Raw genomic sequence first — 23,417 nt, forward strand, 5'->3', positions numbered from 1 at the left:
TATTGAAAATGCAAGAGGAGGGACAACTTGTGAAAAAGTCCGGAACACAGATGAACACGTTAAAAAAAGTGTTGCAATATATCGAAACTTATCGTTTTTGGATGCTGGCATCCATTGTGCTGGCAGCGGTAACAGTGGCTCTGACCTTATATATTCCGATTTTGGTAGGACGTGCCATTGATTTTATCATTGATCGTGGAAATGTTGATTTTGTCAGCATCACAAAGCTTTTAGTGGAAATTGCCATTCTTGCGGTGAGCACCGCAGTGCTGCAGTGGATCATGAACACCATCAATAACAAAGTAACGTATCAGGTAGTGCGTGATGTGCGGAACCAGGCATTTATCAGAATTCAGAAACTACCGCTAAAATATATGGATGCACATTCCTATGGTGAGATTGTCAGTCGTGTTATTGCGGATGTAGATCAGTTTGCGGATGGTCTGCTGATGGGATTTACCCAGCTGTTTACCGGTGTGGTCACAATTATCGGTACGTTGATCTTTATGCTGACCATTCATCCGGGTATTACGCTGGTGGTAGTCGGTCTGACACCAATATCATTGTTTGTGGCGAGATTTATTGCAAAACGGACTTATGATATGTTCCGGCTGCAGTCGGAGACAAGAGCAGAGCAGACAGCACTGATTGATGAAATGGTAGGAAATCAGAAAATCGTACAGGCATTTTCACATGAGGATGAAGCACTGGAACAGTTTGATGAGATTAATGAACGGCTGCAGAACTGTTCTCTGCGTGCAACTTTCTTTTCTTCATTGACAAATCCGTGTACCCGTTTTGTCAATAGTCTGGTATATGCAGGCGTGGCGCTGGCAGGAGCATTAAGTGTTATTGCAGGCGGCATGTCGGTCGGCGGCCTTTCCTGCTTCCTGAGTTATGCCAACCAGTATACGAAACCGTTTAATGAGATTTCCGGTGTTATTACAGAACTGCAGAATGCATTGGCATGTGCAGCACGTATTTTTGAACTGATTGAAGAAGAAGTAGAAATTCCGGATGATAAGGACGCAGTTGTACTGCATCAGATAGAGGGAAAAGTAAACTTGAAAAAGGTAGCGTTCTCTTATCTGCCGGAGCAAAAACTGATCGAGGATCTGAATCTGGAGGTGGAACCGGGACAGACCATTGCGATTGTAGGTCCGACCGGATGCGGAAAAACGACACTGATCAATCTGCTGATGCGCTTCTATGATGTCAATGCCGGCTCTGTGTGCGTGGAAGATCAGGATATCCGGCATGTGACACGACACAGCCTCCGTGAAAATTATGGTATGGTGCTGCAGGATACCTGGCTGCAGGCAGGTACCATTCGGGACAATATCCGAATGGGACGTCCGGATGCCACCGATGAAGAAGTGATTGCAGCAGCAAAAGCATGCCATGCACATGGATTTATCAAGCGTTTGTCGGATGGTTACGATACTGTGATCGGAGAAGATGGTGGAAGCCTGTCCCAGGGACAGAAGCAGCTGCTCTCCATTGCGCGGGTGATGTTGTGTCAGCCACCGATGCTGATCCTGGATGAAGCAACTTCTTCCATTGATACGAGAACGGAGATTAAAATTCAGGATGCATTTGCAAAATTGATGAAAGGACGGACCAGCTTTATCGTGGCGCATCGTCTGTCCACGATTCAGAATGCAGACCGGATTCTGGTGATGAAGGATGGAAGTATCATTGAGCAGGGAAATCATGAAGAATTGCTGAAACAGAAAGGGTTTTATTATAAGTTATATAACAGCCAGTTTGCTCATTAAAAAGGTTCTTTGCCACTTGGGCAGAATTGGGATATGCAGTGATTATAAGAAAAATATAAGAGCTTATACTGAATGGAATGACGCACCGGATTTCATGTGTGTTTGGCATAAATTAAGTCGAACGCACGTGAGAACCGGTGCGTTCGACTGATAGAAGACGTATTAGCTGTTTCTATGAAAGTAATTTTTTGATGGTATGTAAAAATGATTCCACATCATCTTTTGTTGTGCCCCAGGCGGTGACCAGACGGATTGGAATCATGCCATTTTTCTCCGGTGCCCATTCATAAAAGAAAAAGTCTTTTTCCAGCTCTTTCACAACAGCAGTCGGAAGAACCGGGAAAATCTGGTTTGTCTGGGAGCTTCCGAAGAACGGTACACCAAGTTCTGTCAGAGAGTCGCGCAGGAGAGCAGCCATTTCATTGGCATGGGATGCCATGGAAAAATAGATGCTGTCCATGCCGCCTTCCAGCAGTGCTTCAAACTGAACACCGATGAGCCGTCCTTTTGCCAGCAGACCGCATTGACGTTTGATCATCCAACGGAAATGATCGTTCATAGTATCATTTAAAATAACCAGTGCTTCTCCGAAAAGAGCTCCGTTTTTGGTTCCGCCGATATAAAAAGCATCACAGAGCGTTGCCAGTTCCTGAATAGTCAGATCATTGTCACGACATGTCAGGGCGCAGCCGAGTCTGGCGCCGTCCACATAAAGCAGCATGTTATGTGCCTTACATTTTTCAGAAAGGGCGGTCATTTCAGCTTTGCTGTAAATCGTTCCAATTTCGGTGGGCTGTGAGATATAGCAAAGTTTAGGAATTGGTGTATGTTCGTCCTCATATTCTTCCCACGCCTGATCGATCATTTCCGGTGTCAGTTTTCCATTGGCACCTTCCATGGTGACAATGCGGTGTCCTGTGCCTTCTACGGCACCGGTTTCATGGAAATAAGCATGTCCACCGCGCACACTTACTACTGATTCGTATGGTTTCAGGCTTGCGGCAATCGTAGTTACATTACATGGTGTGCCGCCTACCATCATATGTACATGACAATCATGATTGTCAATCAGATCCTGTACCATACGGGCTGCGTGTTCACAGTGTTCGTCTAATCCGTATCCGTCTGTGTGTTCAAAATTTGTTTTTACCAGCGCATCCATGACTTTTGGATGTGCGCCCTGACTGTAGTCTGAGCGAAAATAAATCATATGTTTGTCCCTCCAATAATTATAAATATCCCCCCAAAGTCATAAATCACGCACCAGATCTTACATGCGTGATGGGAAAAGGTTATATAGAGAGTATAACAAGGTGGGTGAGAGTGGGCAAGTCATTTATAAAAAAGTATGCATTCATGTGTAACAATGCTACACTTTTGACATTCACATCATAAATATGTACATAGGAACAAAAACAAACAGTCCACATATATTAAAAAGAAAAATCTACGATAGTTTTTGGAGGTTGTTTTGAAAAAGAGTGTAAAAAAAGTAATTTCTATGTTCACGTGTATCGCTGTTGTCGGAGGAATGTTACTAATGGGATGCGGTCAGACATCGGTTCCGGATGAGATTGCTGATAGCTCTGAAAAAAAAGAAAGTTCTGTTGAACCTGAGAAAAACGGCGAAGAACCTGTATTGCAGAAAGTGACCTTAAATGAGGTGGCACATTCCATTTTTTATGCACCGATGTATGTAGCAATTGAAGAAGGATATTTTAAAGATGCCGGTATTGATCTGGATCTGGTGACAGGATTCGGTGCGGATAAGGTTATGACCGCTGTACTTTCCGGAGAAGCTGACATTGGGTTTATGGGACCGGAGACAACCGTGTACACGGCCAATGAGGGCAGCAAAGATCCGGTCATCAATTTTGCACAGCTGACGCAGCGAGCAGGAAATTTTCTTGTTGCAAGGGAAGAAATGAATGATTTCAAATGGTCAGATCTGATCGGTGAGGATGTACTTGGCGGTAGAGCAGGTGGCATGCCGGAAATGGTGTTTGAGTACATTTTAAAACAGAATGGTATTGAACCGTCTGAAGTAAACATTGACCAAAGTATTGATTTTGGCTCTACGGGAGCAGCTTTCACCGGAGGACAGGGAGCGTATACGGTGGAATTTGAACCTGGGGCAACGTTACTGGAACAGGAGAAAGCCGGCTATGTGGTGGCATCGTTGGGGGTGGATTCCGGTTATGTGCCATATACAGCCTTCAGTGCAAAACAGAGCTATATAAAGAAACATCCGGATGTGATCCAGGCATTTACTAATGCATTGCAGCAAGGTATGGAATATGTCAATACACATACACCGGAGGAAATTGCAGCCAGCATTCAGCCGCAGTTTTCTGAGACAGACACGGCAACTATCACAACGATCATCCGTCGTTATCAGAAGCAGGATACATGGAAGAGAGATCTTGTGTTTTCAGAGGATAGTTTTACATTGCTGTTAGATATTCTTGAAAGTGCCGGCCAGCTGGAAAAACGGCCAGATTATCAGGACGTTGTAACTACAGAATATGCGGAGAAAGCATTGCAGTAAAAATAATCTGTCAATATATGTTGTAAGAAGTTGTGATTGAAAATCAAAAGTTTTTGTAATGCAAGAACTTTTGATTTTTGTTTTGCAGCACAAAACGTTCGCTTTTTATTGTAAGAAAAAAATACTGGTGTTACAATAAAATTGATGTTGGGGTCAAAAGATGCCTTACGAATTGTTCCGTACTTCGTACTCTCACAATTCTACCCAATATTCGCATTATAAGAATGATGTAAAGGAGAGTGTAAAAAAATGGGATTAAATAGTACACCGAGTGCCAATCGTGTACATATTGGCTTTTTTGGAAGAAGAAATGCAGGAAAATCCAGCGTCGTAAATGCTCTGACCGGGCAGGAACTGGCTGTGGTATCGGACACGAAGGGAACGACCACGGATCCGGTTTATAAATCTATGGAATTGCTGCCAATCGGACCGGTAATGATTATTGATACACCCGGTTTTGATGATGAAGGCGCGTTGGGTGAGCTGCGTGTCAGAAAAACAAAACAGGTATTGAACAAAACTGATATTGCTGTGCTTGTAGTGGATGCCACAGAAGGCAAAAAGCAGTGTGATGAAGAACTGATTCGTATTTTCAAGGAAAAAGAGATTCCATATATTATTGTAAATAATAAGGCTGATTTACTTTCTGATGAAATTTCAGAAAAAGTCTGTCAGAATAATGTATCTGAACAAAGAAAAGCAGAGCAAAATGCGTTGCTTTCCTCAGGTCAGGAACAATATGTCAGTGCCCTTACCGGTGCCGGCATCTATGAACTAAAAGAGTGTATCGGAAAACTGACTCCAAATGAGGATATGACACTGAAAATTGTAGGAGATCTGTTGCATCCGGGAGATTTCGTAGTTCTGGTTGTACCAATTGATTCAGCGGCACCAAAAGGACGTCTGATTCTGCCGCAGCAACAGACAATTCGGGATGTACTGGAAGCAAATGCAGCAGCCATAGTAGTAAAAGAAAGCGAATTAAAGCAGACATTGGAGCAGCTTGGCAGAAGTCCTGCCATGGTCATTACCGATAGCCAGGTATTTGAACAGGTATCGGAGGAGGTATCAGAGGAAATTCCGCTTACATCGTTTTCTATTTTGATGGCACGGTATAAAGGTTACCTTGAGACTGCGGTAAATGGAGTCGCTGCTATCGACCATCTGAAGGATGGAGATAAAATCCTGATTTCCGAGGGATGTACGCACCATCGTCAATGTGATGATATCGGAACCGTCAAGATCCCGCGTTGGTTAAAGCAGCATACAGGAAAAGAACTTATCATTGAGACAAGTTCAGGAACGGAATTTCCGGAAGATCTGACATCATATGCGTTAGTGATCCACTGTGGTGGCTGCATGCTGAATGAAAGGGAAGTAAAATACCGCATGAAGTGTGCGGAGGATCAGAAGGTTCCGTTTACGAATTATGGAATTGCTATTGCACAGATGAAAGGAATTTTGAAACGTAGTATTGAACTTTTTCCGAATCTGAACGCGGAATAAGCCTCTATTGCATATATGCAGAAGTCAAAAATAAAAATTAAGGGTATCTTAATAGTATTAAAAATTACGTCATGTTAAAATGGTTACAGAAAGGAAATCTGTAGCCATTTTTGTTTGTCATGACCGAAACGAAGTGTAGATGTGCAGTGATTCTGAGATGGACATGTTAGTTTATACTAACCAGAATCACGCACCAAGTCTCACGTGCGTTCGACTTGAATTTACGCAGAACAGATTGTAATGGCGGGTTGATTTCCTGATTATAGGAGGAGTGCGATATGAGCAAGAAGAAAAAAATCATTTTAGCAGTTGTGATCATCGTTGCAATTGCTGCGGTATCAGTTGGTTTTTTCCTGAAAGGTAAATTGGGGAAAAGCAGTGGCGGTGGAGATGCAGCCTATGTGGAGTCCGTACAGTCTTTGGTAAACGGTAGCAATGGAGGCGGACAGAACCGTTATATGGGTGTTGTGGAATCTCAGGATACCTGGGACGTGAATCTGACATCAGACCAGACGGTGAAAGAAATTTTTGTATCCGTAGGTGACGAAGTGCAGGAGGGAACTCCATTATTCGAGTACAAGACAGATGATCTGAGTCTGCAGATCGCGCAGGCAAAGCTGGAGTTGGAAACCATTGCAAATCAGATCACAGACTACAACAATCAGATCAAAACATTGACAGCAGAAAAAAATACAGCATCCAAGGATGAGCAGTTTAATTATACGGTGCAGATCCAGAGTCTGCAAACTTCCATCAAGCAGTCTGAATTTGAACAGCAGAGTAAGAAATTAGAGATTCAGAAGATGGAAGATACGATGTCCCAGTCAACCGTGAGCAGCAAAATCAACGGTATTGTAAAATCCATTAATGAAAACGAAAGTACAGATGAGCATGGTAACCAACAGCCATTTATGTCAATTCTGACTGTTGGCGATTACCGTGTGAAAGGGACTGTTAATGAGACAAATGTATACAGTCTTTCCGAGGGGCAGAGTGTGATTTTACGTTCCAGAGTAGACGAGACAAAGACATGGACAGGAACAATTGAGAAAATTGATACAGAAAATAAGCAGGCGAATAATAACAACATGTCTTATGATGGTTCCAATTCTGACAATCAGTCCAGCAAATATCCATTTTATGTAAAACTTGATTCCGCAGATGGCCTGATGCTTGGACAGCATCTGTATGTGGAGCTGGATGAAGGACAGATGGATGAGAAAGAAGGAATCTGGCTTTACAGTGGATATATTGTGCAAGACGAGGATACACCATATGTATGGGCAGATAACGGAAAAGGTAAACTGGAGAAGCGTACAGTTGAACTTGGGAAATATGACGAAGGCATGGATCTGTATGAAATTACATCCGGTCTGGAGCTGACAGATTATATCGCATGGCCGGTATCTGGATTCCGTATAGGTTTAAAGACAACTACAAATGTAGATGAAGGAATGGTGGAAGAGGATCTTTCTTCTGATGGCGAAACAGATGCTCATAGTATGGACGAGGATGCTGATGCCGGTATGGTAGATGAAAGTGATATGCAGCCGGTCGTAGATGGAGATTCAGGTGCTGACACAGGAAGTGCAGACACTCCGGCGGCAGAATAGGAGGGGCATATGCTTTTAAATCTTAGTCATATTTATAAGGATTATCAGCAGGAAAAACTGGTAGTTCCTGTATTAAAAGATGTGAGTCTTTCGGTGGAAGAGGGAGAATATGTGGCAATCATGGGACCTTCCGGTTCCGGAAAAACGACATTAATGAATATCATCGGATGCCTGGACCTGCCTACCAGTGGCAGCTATGAACTGGCGGGGCAGGATGTTTTACAATGCAAAGACCGGGAACTTGCAGATGTCAGACTGAACAGTATCGGGTTTGTGTTTCAGAGTTTTCATTTGCTGCCTAGAGAGAGCGCACTGGAAAATGTAGCATTGCCTCTGATTTATGCGGGAGTAAAGAAGCCGGATCGGGAAAAACGTGCGGCTGCTGCGCTGGATCGTGTGGGGCTGGCAGATCGTGTGGAGTTCAAACCAACGCAGCTGTCCGGCGGTCAGAAACAGCGTGTAGCCATTGCCCGTGCTATGGTGAACAATCCGAAGATTTTACTGGCTGATGAGCCTACGGGAGCATTGGATTCCAAGTCCGGCAGACAGATCATGGAGCTTTTTGACCGTCTGAATGAAGAAGGTGTGACCATTGTCATGATCACGCATGATGCAAAGATTGCGTCTTATGCAAAACGTGTGATCCACATCATTGATGGTGAGATAGAGGAGGCGGCAGAATGAAAAATAGGAAAGTCATGAAACGTGTTCTTGTGATCGCCATTGTTGCAGCTATTGCAGGAGGCAGCATCGGAACCGGTGTCTATGTACAGCGCGCCAAAATGACAGCGGAAGTGATGTCTGTGGCAGATTTAAATAGTGGATATTGGGGAGACGATGTTAATAGCTCCGGAATGATTACGAATGATTATTCTCAGTCTGTGGAAATTACGAATACGGATGAAATCAAAGAGGTGTATGTAAAGGAAGGACAGCAGGTGCAGAAAGGTGATAAACTGCTGGCACTTGATACGACAGTAGCTTCCCTGAATTTACAGGGAAAACAGCTGGAAGTAGAAAATCTGAATAATCAGATTACTATTGCTCAGAATGATTTAAAAAAATTAAAAAATACGAAACCATATGTGGAGCCAGCCAATCCGGTGACGCCAGAACCTGATATACCACATGTGCAGGAGATGGCAGGAAATGCATACAACTATATTTCCGGGACTGCCGTTCCATATAATCAGAACAGCGCAGATGGCAGCGAAGAGAATCCTTATCGTTACCTGTGTACAGAATCAGCTTATGTGACGGGAGACTTTTTAAGCCAGCTGGCAGAAGAAAAAACATATGCTGTATTCGAGATTCGGGAAAATAATGAAGTTTCCGGAGAACTTGTGACCGCATGGGAAGTGGACGGTGCACAGATCGTTGTGCCTGATGGAAATACAAAATGGTCCGTATATGATCACAGCCAGATTTCAAATGATGCATCAGAGGCAGAGGATGATTCGAGTGTTGTCAATGACAGAATATCAGATGAAGGCGGTTACACCCAGGCGGAATTAAATGATATGATCGCAGAGCAGGAGAAAAAAATCAAGGAGCTGGACCTGAATAAGCGAAAAGCGGAACTGGAAGTAGAAAAACTGAAAGCGAAGAGTTCCGATGGAATGATATATGCTACGGTTACCGGCATAGTAAAAAATTTGCAGGATAAAGATAATCTGCCAAATGACGGTACGCCATTTATGGAGGTGACAGGTTCGGAAGGTCTATATGTGACAGGAGGAATCAGCGAATTACTTCTGGATAAGGTAAAACCGGGGCAGATGGTCAGTGTATCTTCGTGGGAAAGCGGATCAAGCTGCGAGGCAGAGATTACCGAGATTAAAAACTATCCTTCCACGGATGTTTCTTCTTATGGAGAAGGCAATAATAATGTGTCTTACTACCCATTTGTCGCTTATATTGAAGATACGTCAGGATTTCGAAATGGCGAATATGTGGATCTGACCATGACAGTTTCCGATGATGAAACAGGAAGTTCTCTTTATATTTTTAAAGGATATGTCCGTACGGAAAATGGAAAGTCTTACGTACTGAAAGCAGATGAAAATGATCGTCTGGTGAAACAGTATGTGAAAACAGGAAGAATCATTTACGGAGATACAATTGAAATTAAAGCCGGCTTGAGTGAAGATGACCGCATTGCCTTTCCATATGGAAAAACGGCAAAAGAGGGTGTCCGTGCGGTGGATTCCGATGGCTCATATTAGTAAGGGGAGGTGCGTGAAATGTTAGAAAATATTAGACTGTCCTTTCAGGGCATCTGGTCTCATAAAATGCGTTCCTTTCTGACGATGCTTGGCATCATTATCGGTATTGGTGCAATTATTGCAATTGTTTCCACAATTCAGGGAACAAATGAGCAGATCAAACAGAATCTGGTAGGTGCCGGAAATAATGCAGTGACAGTTCAACTTTATCAGGATGAATGGACTTACGAGATGGATTATAACGGAATTCCGGATGGTGTTCCGGTGATCAGTGATGATACTATGCAGCAGATTCTGGCAGTGGATGGTGTGGAGGAAGCATCCCGCTATACCAGCCGTCAGGGTTATGATACGGTATGTTATGGCAATACATCTCTTTCCGGTGGTTATGTCATGGGCGTTGATGCAAATTATCTGGATACCTGCAGTTATACCATTAAGGAGGGCCGTGGGTTTGACAGTAATGATTATGCGAAATACAGAAAAGTGGCAATTTTAGATCGGGATAGTGCATCTTCGTTATTTCAGGGAGCCGATGCGATAGGAAAGACCATCGAGATTCAGGGAGAACCGTATATTGTAGTTGGAATTGCAGATAAAAAAGATGGTTTTGAACCAGTGATCAATTCTATGGATGACTATTATACTTACATGCAGGATAGCAGTGGCAGAGTGTTTATTCCATCTGCCACATGGCCGATTGTATTTCAGTATGATGAACCACAGAGTGTGGTTTTAAAAGCAACAGATACAGATTCCATGGCATCTGCAGGTCAGGCGGTGGCAGATATCCTGAACGCAAATCTCAGTGTTTCTGATAGTACAATCCAATATAAAGGCCAGGATTTGTTAAAACAGGCACAGGATATTCAGGAACTGAGCCAGTCCACAAACCGCATGCTGATCTGGATTGCAGGTATTTCGCTTCTGGTCGGCGGTATCGGTGTTATGAATATCATGTTAGTATCTGTGACAGAACGCACACAGGAAATTGGGCTGAAAAAAGCGATCGGAGCAAAGAAGAGCCATATTCTCGGTCAGTTTCTGACAGAGGCAGCCGTATTGACCAGCCTTGGTGGTATCATCGGTGTAATTGCAGGAATCGTGCTCGCGGAGGTGATTTCTAAAGTTAGTGAGATGCCTGTGGTTATTAGTATCCCGGCGGCAATCATTGCAGTTGGATTTTCTATGGGAATTGGAATTATTTTCGGATTACTGCCATCTTATAAAGCAGCAAATCTGAAACCAATTGATGCGTTACGCCGAGAATAGATCTTGCTTGTGTGATTAAAAGGTTTACCGATACAAAATTCGATACAAAATTTATCCAGAACACAAGGAACAAGGCTTGAATATTGCTGTGAATCAGTGTATACTTTTGAAAGAATAAAATTTCCTCAGGAGGAAGCTATGATTGACATTAAGTTTTTAAGAGAAAACCCGGATATTGTAAAACAGAATATCAAAAATAAATTTCAGGATCACAAACTTGGTCTGGTGGATGAAGTAATCGAATTAGATGCATCATCCCGAACAGTTCAGCAGGAAGCGGATGATCTGCGTGCCAACAGAAACCGTATCTCCAAACAGATTGGTGCTCTGATGGGACAGGGAAAAAAAGAAGAGGCTATGGCATTAAAAGAGCAGGTTGCCAAAGATGCAGAGCGTCTGACAGAACTTGAGGCACAGGAAGGCGAGCTTCAGGAGAAAATCAAAAAAATCATGATGACCATCCCAAATATCATTGATCCGTCTGTTCCGATTGGAAAAGATGACAGTGAGAACGTAGAAGTTGAGCGTTTCGGTGAGCCGGTTGTTCCGGATTTCGAGATTCCGTATCACACAGAAATCATGGAGAAATTTGATGGTATTGATCTTGACAGTGCAAGAAAAGTAGCCGGAAACGGTTTCTATTATCTGAAAGGGGATATTGCCCGTTTGCACTCAGCAGTTCTGGCTTATGCCCGTGACTTTATGATTGACCGTGGATTCACATACTGCATTCCGCCATACATGATCAGAAGTAATGTTGTTACCGGTGTTATGAGTTTTGATGAGATGGATGCTATGATGTACAAGATTGAAGGCGAGGATCTGTATCTGATCGGTACTTCCGAGCATTCCATGATCGGAAGCTTTATTGATACGATGATCGATGAGGAGCAGTTGCCAAAGACTCTGACCAGCTATTCTCCATGTTTCCGTAAAGAAAAAGGAGCTCATGGTATCGAGGAGAGAGGTGTGTACCGTATCCATCAGTTTGAAAAACAGGAAATGATCGTTGTATGTAAACCAGAAGATTCTATGATGTGGTATGAGAAATTATGGCAAAATACGGTAGATCTGTTCCGCAGTCTTGATATTCCGGTTCGTACGTTAGAGTGCTGTTCCGGTGACCTTGCTGACCTGAAGGTCAAATCTGTTGATGTTGAGGCATGGTCTCCGCGTCAGAAGAAATATTTCGAAGTAGGAAGCTGTTCAAATCTTGGTGATGCTCAGGCAAGACGACTGAAAATCCGTGTAAAAGGTGCTGATGGTAAGAAATATCTGGCACATACATTGAATAATACCGTAGTTGCTCCGCCAAGAATGTTGATCGCATTTCTGGAGAATAACTTAAATGCGGATGGAACTGTTAATATTCCGAAAGCATTACAGCCATATATGGGTGGAAAAACAAAAATTGAGTAATTAAGAAGCGGCAAGGTCTGGCGATGACGTCGGGCCTTGCCGCTGTTGCTTAAGTGAGAAATCATGAAAGTAAGTGTTGAAAAAAGGAAAAAACTATGATAAAATACCTACAATTTGTATATATGGCAGAAAAATGAATATTATGCATAAATAATGTATAAATATACAGAAAAAGAGAAAATTCCCTCTTTTTTTTTGCAACAAGCCAGCAAATACATGTTAAAATGTAGTAAGATTACAGAGATGGACAGAGATATTTATCATGCGCTGCATGACGTGCATCTCGCAGCAAAAATGTGAGAACATTTTTGGATGCAAAGTGTATATTGTAGAAAAGAGAAAGGACGGGCGAATAAATGAAAGCATTTCTGATTCTGGAAGACGGTACAGTATTTACCGGAACAAGCATTGGTTCGACAAAGAGCGTGATCAGTGAGATCGTCTTCAATACTTCCATGACTGGTTATCTGGAGGTTTTGACAGATCCATCCTATGCGGGACAGGCAGTTGTAATGACGTATCCGCTGATTGGAAATTATGGAGTTACACCGGATATGGAGTCTGCACAGCCATGGCCGGACGGATATATCGTAAGAGAGTTATCCAGAATTCCAAGTAACTTCCGTTGCCAGGGAACCATTCAGGATTTTTTGAAAGAACATGATATTCCGGGAATCGCAGGAATTGATACAAGAGCGTTGACAAAAATTCTGCGTGAAAAAGGAACTATGAATGGTATGATCACCACAGATGAAAATTACAAACTGGATGAAATTTTGCCTCAGCTTCATGTATACAATACAGGAAATGTAGTGGATAAGGTGACTTGCAGCGAGAAAAAAGTGCTGAAAGCAGATGGCTATAAAGTAGCACTGCTGGACTTTGGCGCAAAGAACAATATTGCACAGTCCCTGCACAAACGTGGCTGTGAAGTTACGATTTATCCGGCACACACAACGGCTGAGGAGATTCTTTCTTCTGATCCGGACGGAATTATGCTTTCTAACGGCCCTGGAGATCCAAAAGCCTGCACAGATATTATCAAAGAAGTGAAAAAACTTTATGATTCAGAAGTACCGATTTTTGCTATCTGCTTAGGACACCAGCTGATGGCATTAGCTACCGGCGCAGATACTTATAAACTCAAATATGGCCATAGAGGTGGCAATCATCCGGTAAAAGATCTGGAGACAGGTCGTGTATACATTTCATCCCAGAACCATGGATACGCGGTGGATGCAGACAGTCTGGATCAAGCAGTAGCAGTTCCTGCGTTTACAAATGTAAATGACGGAACCAACGAAGGACTCAAGTATACAGGAAAGAATATCTTTACTGTACAGTTCCATCCGGAAGCATGCCCTGGGCCACAGGATTCCGGATACCTGTTTGACAAGTTTATTGAAATGATGGGAGGACAGAAATAATGCCAAAGAGATCAGATATCAAAAAAGTATTAGTAATCGGTTCCGGTCCGATCGTTATCGGACAGGCTGCTGAGTTTGATTATGCAGGTACACAGGCATGCCGTTCCCTGAAAGAGGAAGGTGTTGAAGTTTGCCTGGTAAACTCCAACCCGGCAACCATCATGACAGATAAACAGATCGCGGATCAGGTTTATATCGAGCCGTTGACCGTTGATGTGTTAAAACAGATTATTTTAAAAGAAAAACCGGACAGCGTACTTCCGACTCTGGGTGGACAGGCTGGTCTGAACCTTGGTATGGAGCTGGCAGAATCCGGATTTTTAGAAGAAAACGGTGTAAAACTCATTGGTACAACAGCTGAGACTATTTTCCGTGCGGAGGATCGTCAGGCGTTCAAAGATACCATGGAAAAAATCGGCGAGCCGTGTGCAGCTTCTCTGGTTGTAAATACGGTAGAGGATGGTATTAAATTTACAAATACCATCGGTTATCCGGTTGTACTGCGTCCGGCTTTCACTTTAGGCGGAAGCGGCGGTGGTATTGCTCATAATGAAGAGGAATTAGTTGAAATCCTGAGTAATGGTCTGCGTCTGAGCCGTGTCGGAGAAGTTCTGGTTGAGCGCTGCATCGCCGGATGGAAAGAAATCGAGTACGAAGTAATGCGTGATGCCAACGGAAACTGTATTACCGTATGTAATATGGAGAATATCGACCCGGTTGGTGTGCATACCGGTGATTCTATCGTAGTAGCACCTTCCCAGACATTGGGTGACAAAGAATACCAGATGCTGCGTACTTCTGCGTTAAATATTATCAGTGAGCTGAACATCACCGGTGGATGTAATGTACAGTATGCGTTGAATCCGGATTCCTTTGAATACTGTGTCATCGAGGTTAACCCGCGTGTAAGCCGTTCTTCCGCCCTGGCTTCCAAGGCAACCGGATATCCGATTGCAAAAGTTGCCGCAAAGATCGCACTTGGCTATACACTGGATGAAATCAAAAATGCCATTACAGGAAAAACTTATGTAAGTTTCGAGCCGATGTTGGATTATTGCGTTGTAAAGATCCCGCGTCTGCCGTTTGATAAATTTATCACTGCAAAACGTACACTGACTACACAGATGAAAGCAACCGGTGAGGTTATGAGTATCTGTACAAACTTCGAAGGTGCGCTGATGAAAGCCATCCGTTCCCTTGAACAGCATGTGGACAGTCTTGTTTCTGATGAATATCTGACACTTTCTTATGATAAACTGATCGAGCGTCTGAAAGTGGTAGATGACAGAAGAATCTGGGTTATTGCAGAGGCATGCCGTCGTGGTGTTTCCTATGACACCATCCATGAAATCACAAAGATTGACAAGTGGTTCATTGATAAAATTGCAATCCTGGTTGAAATGGAAGGTCGTCTGCGCAGCGAAGCACTGACTGTTGATCTGCTGCGTGAAGCAAAACGTATTGAGTTCCCGGATAAAGTGATTGCTCAGTTAACAGGTAAAGACGAAGACTACATCAAAAATATGCGTTATGAGAACGGTATCACAGCTTCTTTCAAGATGGTTGATACTTGTGCTGCTGAGTTTGCGGCAAGCACACCATATTATTATTCCTGTTTTGACGGTGAAAATGAGGCAGATGGAACAGCAAAGAAGAAAAAAGTGCTGGTACTTGGATCTGGTCCGATCCGTATCGGACAGGGTATCGAGTTCGATTTCTGTTCGGTTCATTGTACATGGGCATTTTCCAAAGCCGGATATGAAACCATTATTATTAATAACAATCCTGAGACGGTTTCCACTGACTTTGACATTGCAGACAAGCTGTATTTCGAACCACTGACACCGGAAGATGTTGAGAATGTTGTAAACATCGAGAAACCGGATGGAGCAGTTGTACAGTTCGGTGGACAGACTGCGATCAAGTTGACGGAAAGCCTGATGAAGATGGGTGTGCCGATTCTTGGTACAAAAGCAGAGGATGTTGATGCAGCCGAAGACCGTGAACTTTTTGATGAAATCCTGGAGAAGACGAATATTCCGAGAGCAGCAGGTGATACTGTTTATACGGCTCAGGAAGCAAAAGTGGCAGCAAACCGCATAGGTTATCCGGTGCTTGTTCGTCCTTCTTATGTACTTGGCGGACAGGGCATGCATATTGCCTTCAATGATGATGAAATCGTAGAATTTATTGATACCATTAATCAGATCGCACAGGATCATCCAATCTTGATCGATAAATACCTGATGGGTAAAGAAATTGAGGTTGATGCGGTATGCGATGGTACAGATATCCTGATCCCGGGTATTATGGAACATATCGAGCGTACCGGTGTACATTCCGGAGACAGTATTTCTGTATACCCGGCACCGACGATCAGCAATCATGTAAAAGAGACGATTGTAGAATATACAAAACGTCTGGCAAGAGCACTTCATGTTGTAGGACTGATCAATATCCAGTTTATTGCAATGAACGAGGAAGTATACGTTATCGAAGTAAACCCGCGTTCTTCCAGAACCGTACCGTATATCAGCAAAGTAACAGGTATCCCGATCGTAGATCTGGCAACCAAAGTGATCCTTGGTGAGACAATCAAAGGAATGGGATACAAGCCGGGACTGGCACCGGAGGCAGATTATATTGCAATCAAGATGCCGGTATTCTCCTTTGAGAAACTGCGTGGAGCGGAGATCAGTCTTGGACCGGAAATGAAATCTACCGGCGAGTGTCTTGGTATTGCCAAGAATTTCAACGAAGCACTGTACAAAGCATTTATCGGTGCTGGTATCCAGCTTCCGAAGTACAAACGGATGATCATGACCGTCAAAGATTCGGATAAAGAAGAATCAGTTGGCGTTGCAAAACGTTTTGAAGCACTGGGATATACGATTTATGCCACAAGAAGCACTGCAAAATATCTGCAGGATCACGGTGTAAATGCCCGACGCGTAAATAAAATTTCTCAGGAATCACCAAATGTTATGGATCTGATCCTCGGACACAAGATTGACCTTGTTATCGATACTCCAACACAGGGACGTGATAAATCCAGAGACGGATTCCTCATTCGCCGAAATGCCATTGAGACAGGCGTTCACTGCCTGACATCCATGGATACGGCAAATGCGCTGGCACTCAGCCTTGAGACAGCAAATGATCAGATGACGATGATCGACATCGCGACAGTTAAGAATCTTTAATATTTAATTTTAAGATTTTGAAGAGAAGACGTCAGAAGTTAATTTTACCCTTGCAACTAACAATTGCTTGCTTAGGAAAAATTAACTTCTGGCGTCCTTTCAGTTATGGAAAAAATATGAAGATTTTGTGAAAAAAATGTCAAAGTTTTATAAAAAGACTGGATTTTTCAATAACTTTGTGGTAATGTAGGAACTGGGAAGAAATTTAATTACCTGTATGTGGGTATTGCATTGTATGCATACGTGTGTTAAAGTTAACTCATAAGATTTTTCAAAGACCTTAGCCAGAAGAGCGAGGAACCATCGAAGAAGAAAATAGGAAAGCGGAAACCGAGGTTCGGTGTACGGTTCCTAATTTTTTTTGGAGACTATGTTAAAAAAATAACAGTCTTTTAGATGACTTTTCACCCTTTCGACTATGTTAAAAAAATGACAAAAGTGTACGAAAATCCTTTTTAAATTTTAGGAAAAATGACGAAGGAGACGTTGCAAAAATTAGATGATAGTGCTAAAATAATATTGTCTAGCGTTATTCTTTTAACATAATTACTAGAGGTATATTTAAAAAGTCAAGAAGGAGAGAAGAAAAAAATGGCAAAGAAAGTTGTATTAGCAGGCGCTTGCCGTACTGCAATCGGTAAAATGGGTGGACAGTTTGGAAATACTCCGGCTGTTGAATTAGGATCCATCGTTATCAAAGAGGCATTAAAGAGAGCAGGCGTTGCTCCGGAACAGGTTGACGAGGTTATGATGGGATGTGTTATCCAGGCTTCCCAGGGACAGAACGTAGCTCGTCAGGCATCTATCAAAGCAGGTATCCCGAATGAGGTTCCGGCTTTCACACTGAATGTAGTATGCGGATCCGGTCTGAAATGTGTAAACGAGGCTGCAAACATGATCATGGCTGGACAGGCTGATATCGTTGTAGCAGGTGGTATGGAGAATATGTCTATGGCTCCATATGCATTAAAGAAAGCTCGTTTTGGTTACAGAATGAACAATGCAACTATGATTGATACAATGGTAAATGATGCATTATGGGATGCATTCAACAACTACCATATGATGATCACAGCTGAGAATATTTGTGATCAGTGGGGATTAACACGTGAAGAACTGGATGAGTTCGCAGCAGTTTCCCAGCAGAAAGCAGTAGCAGCTCAGGAGTCCGGAGCATTTGATGATGAGATCGTTCCTGTTCCGGTTAAAATGAAAAAAGAGACTGTTATGATCGCAAAAGATGAGGGACCGCGTCCTGGCACAACAGCTGAGTCACTTTCTAAATTAAAATGCTGCTCCGGTAAAGAGGGCGGACTTGTTACAGCAGGTAATGCTTCCGGTATCAATGATGGTGCTGCAGCAATCGTTGTAATGAGCGAAGAAAAAGCAAAAGAACTTGGTGTTAAACCGATGGCTACATTCGTAGCAGGTGCTCTTGCCGGATGCGCTCCGGAGATCATGGGTATCGGACCGGTTCCGGCTACAAGAAAAGCATTAAAGATCGCTGGTCTTGAGATGGATGATATCGATCTGATCGAGGCAAATGAGGCATTTGCAGCTCAGTCTGTAGCAGTACAGAAAGAGTTAGGCTTCAGCTCTGATATCTTAAATGTAAACGGTGGTGCTATCGCACTGGGACATCCGGTAGGAGCTTCCGGATGCCGTATCCTTGTTACACTGCTTCATGCTATGCAGAAGAGAGACGTTACATACGGACTTGCTACTCTGTGTATCGGTGGCGGAATGGGTTGTGCTACAATCGTTAAAAAAGAAGCTTAATTAAAATTTGATTTTTAAAAGGATTTAAAAATCCGGATTTATCTCCGGCATGATTGCGACATGCGAAAGTGTCGGAGATATTTTAAACATTGCTTTGTTAGTAATTTAACATAGTTACGGCAAAGCACAGACATTATTAGATATGTGTGACTAATCTATGGACAAGATTGTTTGGGTATGGCAGTCGCTATGTTTCATGTTAGTATATATTTTCATTTTAAGGAGGACATATCATGAAAGTTGGTATTATTGGAGCAGGAACAATGGGATCAGGTATCGCACAGGCTTTTGCACAGACAGAAGGCTATGAAGTATATTTATGTGATATCAATGATGAGTTTGCTGCAAACGGCAAGAAAAAAATCGCAAAAGGATTCGAAAAAAGAATCGCAAAAGGCAAAATGGATCAGGACAAAGCTGATGCAATCCTTGCTAAAATTACCACAGGTACAAAAGATATTTGTACAGATGCTGATTTAGTAGTTGAAGCAGCATTAGAGGATATGGCAATCAAAAAACAGACATTCAAAGAGCTTCAGGAAATTGTTCCGGCTGACTGTATTTTTGCAACAAATACATCTTCATTATCCATCACAGAGATTGGTGCAGGTCTTGACAGACCGGTAATCGGAATGCATTTCTTCAATCCGGCACCAGTAATGAAACTGATCGAGGTAATCCAGGGAGCAAATACTCCGGATGATTTAAGAGATAAAATCGTTGAGATTTCCAAAAAAATCGGTAAGACACCGGTTCAGGTTAACGAGGCAGCTGGTTTCGTAGTAAACAGAATCCTTATTCCGATGATCAACGAAGGTATCTGTGTATTAGAAGCAGGTGTTGCAAGCGTAGAAGATATTGATGCAGCAATGAGATTAGGTGCTAACCACCCAATGGGACCTTTACAGTTAGGTGACTACATTGGTCTTGATATCTGCCTTGCTATCATGGAAGTAATCTATTCTGAGACAGGCGATCCTAAGTATCGTCCAGCTCCATTACTTAGAAAAATGGTACGTGCAAACAAACTTGGCTGCAAGACAGGCGTAGGTTTCTACGATTACAGCAAATAAGAATAGAATAATTACTCTCGAATTATAAGGGGTATAGTCCTTATAAGATATATAAGAAGTAGGCAGTCAAAATGACTGATACCGATGTTCATATCGGAGAGTGGCGCCAGACATGTGCATTTCGCTACACATGTCTTTGGTGTCGTTTGGAGTTTTGACTGTGCTTCACTAAAAATGGAGGAAAAGTATAAAATGGATTTCGGATTAAGTAAGAAACACGAAATGGCAAGAAGCCTTTTCAAAGAATTCGCTGAGAACGAAGTAAAACCACTTGCTCAGGAAGTTGATGAAACTGAAAAATTCCCAACTGGAACCGTTGAGAAAATGGCTAAATATGGCTTCCTTGGTATTCCTGTACCGAAGGAGCTCGGTGGACAGGGTTGTGACATCCTTACATACGCTATGTGCGTAGAGGAGTTATCAAAAGTTTGTGGTACTACAGGTGTTATCGTATCTGCACATACATCCCTTTGTGTAGACCCAATCCTTACATTTGGTACACCAGAGCAGAAAGAGAAATATGTTCCGGACCTTGCTTCCGGTAAAAAACTGGGCGCTTTCGGTCTGACAGAGCCGATGGCAGGTACAGATGCCCAGGGTCAGCAGACAAAAGCTGTTTTAGATGGCGATGAGTGGGTTCTGAACGGATCCAAATGCTTCATCACAAACGGTAAAGAAGCTGACGTATATATCGTAATCGCTGTTACAGGAAAAGTTGAAAAACGTGGCAGAACAATGAAAGAGATCTCTGCTTTCATCGTTGAAAAAGGAACACCAGGATTTACATTTGGTGTAAAAGAGAAAAAAATGGGTATCCGTGGTTCATCCACATATGAGTTAATCTTCACAGATTGCCGTATCCCGAAAGAGAACCTTCTTGGAAAACAGGGTAAAGGTTTCAACATCGCTATGCATACACTGGATGGCGGACGTATCGGTATCGCTGCACAGGCACTTGGTCTTGCAGAGGGTGCATTAGAGACAACAATCGCATATGTAAAAGAAAGAAAACAGTTCGGCAGAAGCATCGCTCAGTTCCAGAACACACAGTTCCAGTTAGCAGACATGGCTACAAAAGTAAAAGCTGCTCAGTTAATGGTATACAGAGCTGCATTAAAGAAAGATGAGTACCAGGCCGGTGCAAAAGTTTCTTATTCTGTAGAAGCTGCTATGGCAAAACTTTACGCAGCAGAAGTTGCAATGGAAGTTACAACAAAATGCGTACAGTTACATGGTGGTTATGGTTACATCAGAGAGTACGATGTTGAGCGTATGATGCGTGATGCTAAGATCACAGAGATCTACGAAGGAACAAGTGAAGTTCAGCGTATGGTTATTTCTGGTGCATTACTTAAGTAAGGAGGAAAACAATCGTGAAGATTATTGTTTGTATTAAACAGGTACCTGATACAGCAGGTGGAGTAAAGTTCAATCCGGACGGAACTCTTGACAGAGCAGCAATGCTCACAATCATGAACCCGGATGATAAAGCAGGTCTTGAGGCTGCTTTAAGATTAAAAGACCAGTATGGCGCAGAAGTTACTGTTTTAACAATGGGACTTCCGAAAGCTGGCGATACATTACGCGAAGCATTAGCAATGGGTGCTGACAATGCAGTTCTGGTAACAGACAGATGCCTTGGTGGTGCTGATACATGGGCTACATCTTCCACAATCGCAGCAGCAATCCGTGAGATGGGCGATTACGACCTGATCATCACAGGCCGTCAGGCGATCGATGGTGATACTGCACAGGTTGGACCACAGATCTCTGAGCATCTTGATATCCCGGTAATCTCTTACGCACGTAAGATCGAGATCGAGGGAGATGCTGTAAAAGTACAGCGTCAGTATGATGACAGATATCATGTAGTAAAAGCTCAGATGCCTTGTCTGATCACATGCCTTGCAGAGATCAATGACCCGAGATACATGACACCGGGCGGAATCTTTGATGCATGCGAAGCAGAGATCACAACAATGGGAAGAGCAGAACTGAAGACACTGGAAGATGGAAACATGGGTCTTGCAGGTTCTCCGACAAAGATCGCAAAAGCATCCGACAAAGTAAGAAAAGGTGCTGGAGAGAAAATCACACTGGATACAGAAGAAGCTGTTTCTTATCTGCTTGGTAAGATGACAGAGAAACATGTATGCGGACTGTAAGAGAAAGGAGAAATAACAATGGCAGCAATGGAACAATCCTTAATTGAGCAGTACAAAGACGTATATGTATTCGCTCAGCAGGTTGATAATGAGATCAGCCCGATCGCTTTCGAGTTACTCGGAAAAGCAAAAGATCTTGCAAATGATTTAAATGAGAAAGTAGTAGCAGTATTACTTGGACATAACGTAAAAGACCTTGCAGCTCAGCTTGGTGCTTACGGTGCAGATAAAGTTATCGTTGTAGATGACAAAGAACTTGAGGTATACAGAACAGAGCCGTATACACATGCACTTGCATCTGTGATCAATGAGTTCAAACCGGAGATCATGTTAGTAGGAGCAACAGCAATCGGCCGTGACCTTGGCCCGCGTGTATCCGCACGTGTCCAGACAGGTCTGACAGCTGACTGTACAGTACTTGAGATCGGTGATTTCCCACTGAACCCAATGCCGGGTAAAGAGCAGAAACACAATCAGTTACTGATGACACGTCCTGCTTTCGGTGGAAATACAATCGCAACAATCGCTTGCCCGGATAACCGTCCGCAGATGGCAACTGTTCGTCCGGGTGTTATGCAGAAGATCGATCCGATCGCTGATGCAAAACCGGAAGTGATCGAGTACAACCCAGGCTTCACACCGGATAACAAATACGTAGAGATTCTTGACATTGTTAAGAACGTAGCTGACGTAGTAGACATCCAGGATGCTAAGATCCTTGTATCCGGCGGCCGTGGAGTTGGAACACCGGAGAACTTCAAAATGCTCGAGGAGCTGGCTGAGGTTGTTGGCGGTACTGTATCCTGCTCCCGTGCAGTTGTAGATGCAGGCTGGAAACCACAGGATCTGCAGGTAGGACAGACAGGTAAGACAGTTCGTCCACAGGTTTACTTTGCAATCGGTATTTCCGGAGCCATCCAGCACGTAGCCGGTATGGAAGAGTCTGACCTGATCATCGCAGTAAACAAAGACGAAGATGCTCCGATCTTTGACGTAGCTGATTACGGTATCGTTGGAGATCTGAACAAGATCGTTCCGCTTCTTACTGAGGAGATCAAAAAAGCTCTGGCAGCTAAGTAAAATTTAAAGTTTGTGCAGTGGCTTAAACTTTAGTGTATAAATCGAAAACGTGGTATTTTACCTCCGTAGCTAACAATCGCTTACGGAGGAAAAATACCACGTTTTCTTTATCTACGATGTAAAATTATAAGTGCCACTTTTTTATGATATTAAATTTTAAGCCACCCGAAATAAGATACATGGTATAATGTATGTAAATTTTTTTACATAGAATTTACTTAGAATATGATTTCATTTTACGGACTGTCTTTATAATGTTAGATAAAATAAGATAGTTAGAGCTGTCAGACAGTAAAACTGTCAGGTGGTTGCGATACGAAGAAACTTCA

At 42.9% G+C, this 23,417-nt stretch carries 16 protein-coding genes; 15 read left to right on the top strand and 1 reads right to left on the bottom strand.

What is annotated here, in order from left to right; genetic code table 11:
• Positions 1-8: 8 nt before the first annotated feature.
• Positions 9-1,778 carry an ABC transporter ATP-binding protein gene (locus tag ACIRUQ_RS02535; protein ID WP_055290593.1) on the top strand — a complete coding sequence of 590 codons (1,770 nt, stop codon included), beginning with the start codon at positions 9-11 and terminating at the stop codon, positions 1,776-1,778.
• A gap of 172 nt (positions 1,779-1,950) precedes the next feature.
• On the opposite strand, the gene ACIRUQ_RS02540 is transcribed toward ACIRUQ_RS02535, so the two are convergent.
• On the bottom strand, positions 1,951-2,988 hold the full coding sequence (locus tag ACIRUQ_RS02540; RefSeq protein ID WP_055290592.1) for a low specificity L-threonine aldolase: 1,038 nt from the start codon (positions 2,986-2,988) through the stop codon (positions 1,951-1,953).
• 291 nt (positions 2,989-3,279) lie between these two features.
• Here ACIRUQ_RS02540 and ACIRUQ_RS02545 point away from each other — a divergent pair, with 291 nt between their 5' ends.
• From ACIRUQ_RS02545 to ACIRUQ_RS02610, 14 genes are all read left to right on the top strand, one after another.
• The gene (locus tag ACIRUQ_RS02545; RefSeq protein ID WP_082432848.1) at positions 3,280-4,326 is read left to right on the top strand and encodes an ABC transporter substrate-binding protein; all 1,047 of its coding nucleotides are present in this window, start codon (positions 3,280-3,282) and stop codon (positions 4,324-4,326) included.
• Between the two features lie 249 nt (positions 4,327-4,575).
• Positions 4,576-5,832, top strand: a complete 1,257-nt coding sequence (gene hydF / locus ACIRUQ_RS02550) for a [FeFe] hydrogenase H-cluster maturation GTPase HydF (RefSeq protein WP_055290591.1) — start codon at positions 4,576-4,578, stop codon at positions 5,830-5,832.
• 278 nt (positions 5,833-6,110) lie between these two features.
• Positions 6,111-7,445, top strand: coding sequence for an efflux RND transporter periplasmic adaptor subunit (locus ACIRUQ_RS02555; protein WP_055290590.1), 1,335 nt, complete (start codon positions 6,111-6,113; stop codon positions 7,443-7,445).
• Between the two features lie 9 nt (positions 7,446-7,454).
• Entirely contained in the window at positions 7,455-8,129 is a 675-nt protein-coding gene (locus tag ACIRUQ_RS02560; protein ID WP_022035836.1) for an ABC transporter ATP-binding protein, read from the top strand.
• Positions 8,126-9,670, top strand: coding sequence for a biotin/lipoyl-binding protein (locus ACIRUQ_RS02565; RefSeq protein ID WP_055290589.1), 1,545 nt, complete (start codon positions 8,126-8,128; stop codon positions 9,668-9,670). The genes ACIRUQ_RS02560 and ACIRUQ_RS02565 overlap by 4 nt, the downstream gene beginning before the upstream one ends.
• 18 nt (positions 9,671-9,688) lie before the next feature.
• The gene (locus ACIRUQ_RS02570) at positions 9,689-10,942 is read left to right on the top strand and encodes an ABC transporter permease (protein WP_022035834.1); all 1,254 of its coding nucleotides are present in this window, start codon (positions 9,689-9,691) and stop codon (positions 10,940-10,942) included.
• A gap of 138 nt (positions 10,943-11,080) precedes the next feature.
• Positions 11,081-12,361, top strand: a complete 1,281-nt coding sequence (gene serS / locus ACIRUQ_RS02575; protein WP_044964989.1) for a serine--tRNA ligase — start codon at positions 11,081-11,083, stop codon at positions 12,359-12,361.
• 356 nt (positions 12,362-12,717) lie between these two features.
• Positions 12,718-13,788, top strand: a complete 1,071-nt coding sequence (locus tag ACIRUQ_RS02580; protein WP_055290588.1) for a carbamoyl phosphate synthase small subunit — start codon at positions 12,718-12,720, stop codon at positions 13,786-13,788.
• The gene (gene carB, locus ACIRUQ_RS02585) at positions 13,788-16,991 is read left to right on the top strand and encodes a carbamoyl-phosphate synthase large subunit (protein ID WP_055290587.1); all 3,204 of its coding nucleotides are present in this window, start codon (positions 13,788-13,790) and stop codon (positions 16,989-16,991) included. Before ACIRUQ_RS02580 ends, carB begins: the two co-directional genes overlap by 1 nt.
• Before the next feature lie 591 nt (positions 16,992-17,582).
• Entirely contained in the window at positions 17,583-18,770 is a 1,188-nt protein-coding gene (locus ACIRUQ_RS02590) for an acetyl-CoA C-acetyltransferase (RefSeq protein WP_021740764.1), read from the top strand.
• A 233-nt stretch (positions 18,771-19,003) separates the two neighbouring features.
• Positions 19,004-19,843, top strand: a complete 840-nt coding sequence (locus ACIRUQ_RS02595; protein ID WP_021740763.1) for a 3-hydroxyacyl-CoA dehydrogenase family protein — start codon at positions 19,004-19,006, stop codon at positions 19,841-19,843.
• Between the two features lie 192 nt (positions 19,844-20,035).
• Positions 20,036-21,202 carry an acyl-CoA dehydrogenase gene (locus ACIRUQ_RS02600; RefSeq protein ID WP_161128790.1) on the top strand — a complete coding sequence of 389 codons (1,167 nt, stop codon included), beginning with the start codon at positions 20,036-20,038 and terminating at the stop codon, positions 21,200-21,202.
• Between the two features lie 14 nt (positions 21,203-21,216).
• Entirely contained in the window at positions 21,217-22,008 is a 792-nt protein-coding gene (locus tag ACIRUQ_RS02605) for an electron transfer flavoprotein subunit beta/FixA family protein (protein ID WP_021739573.1), read from the top strand.
• Positions 22,009-22,026: 18 nt separating this feature from the next.
• The gene (locus tag ACIRUQ_RS02610) at positions 22,027-23,088 is read left to right on the top strand and encodes an electron transfer flavoprotein subunit alpha/FixB family protein (RefSeq protein WP_240122430.1); all 1,062 of its coding nucleotides are present in this window, start codon (positions 22,027-22,029) and stop codon (positions 23,086-23,088) included.
• Positions 23,089-23,417: the final 329 nt, after the last annotated feature.

This window comes from Eubacterium ramulus (genome assembly GCF_045002895.1).
Taxonomy (GTDB): Bacteria; Bacillota; Clostridia; order Lachnospirales; family Lachnospiraceae; genus Eubacterium_I; species Eubacterium_I ramulus.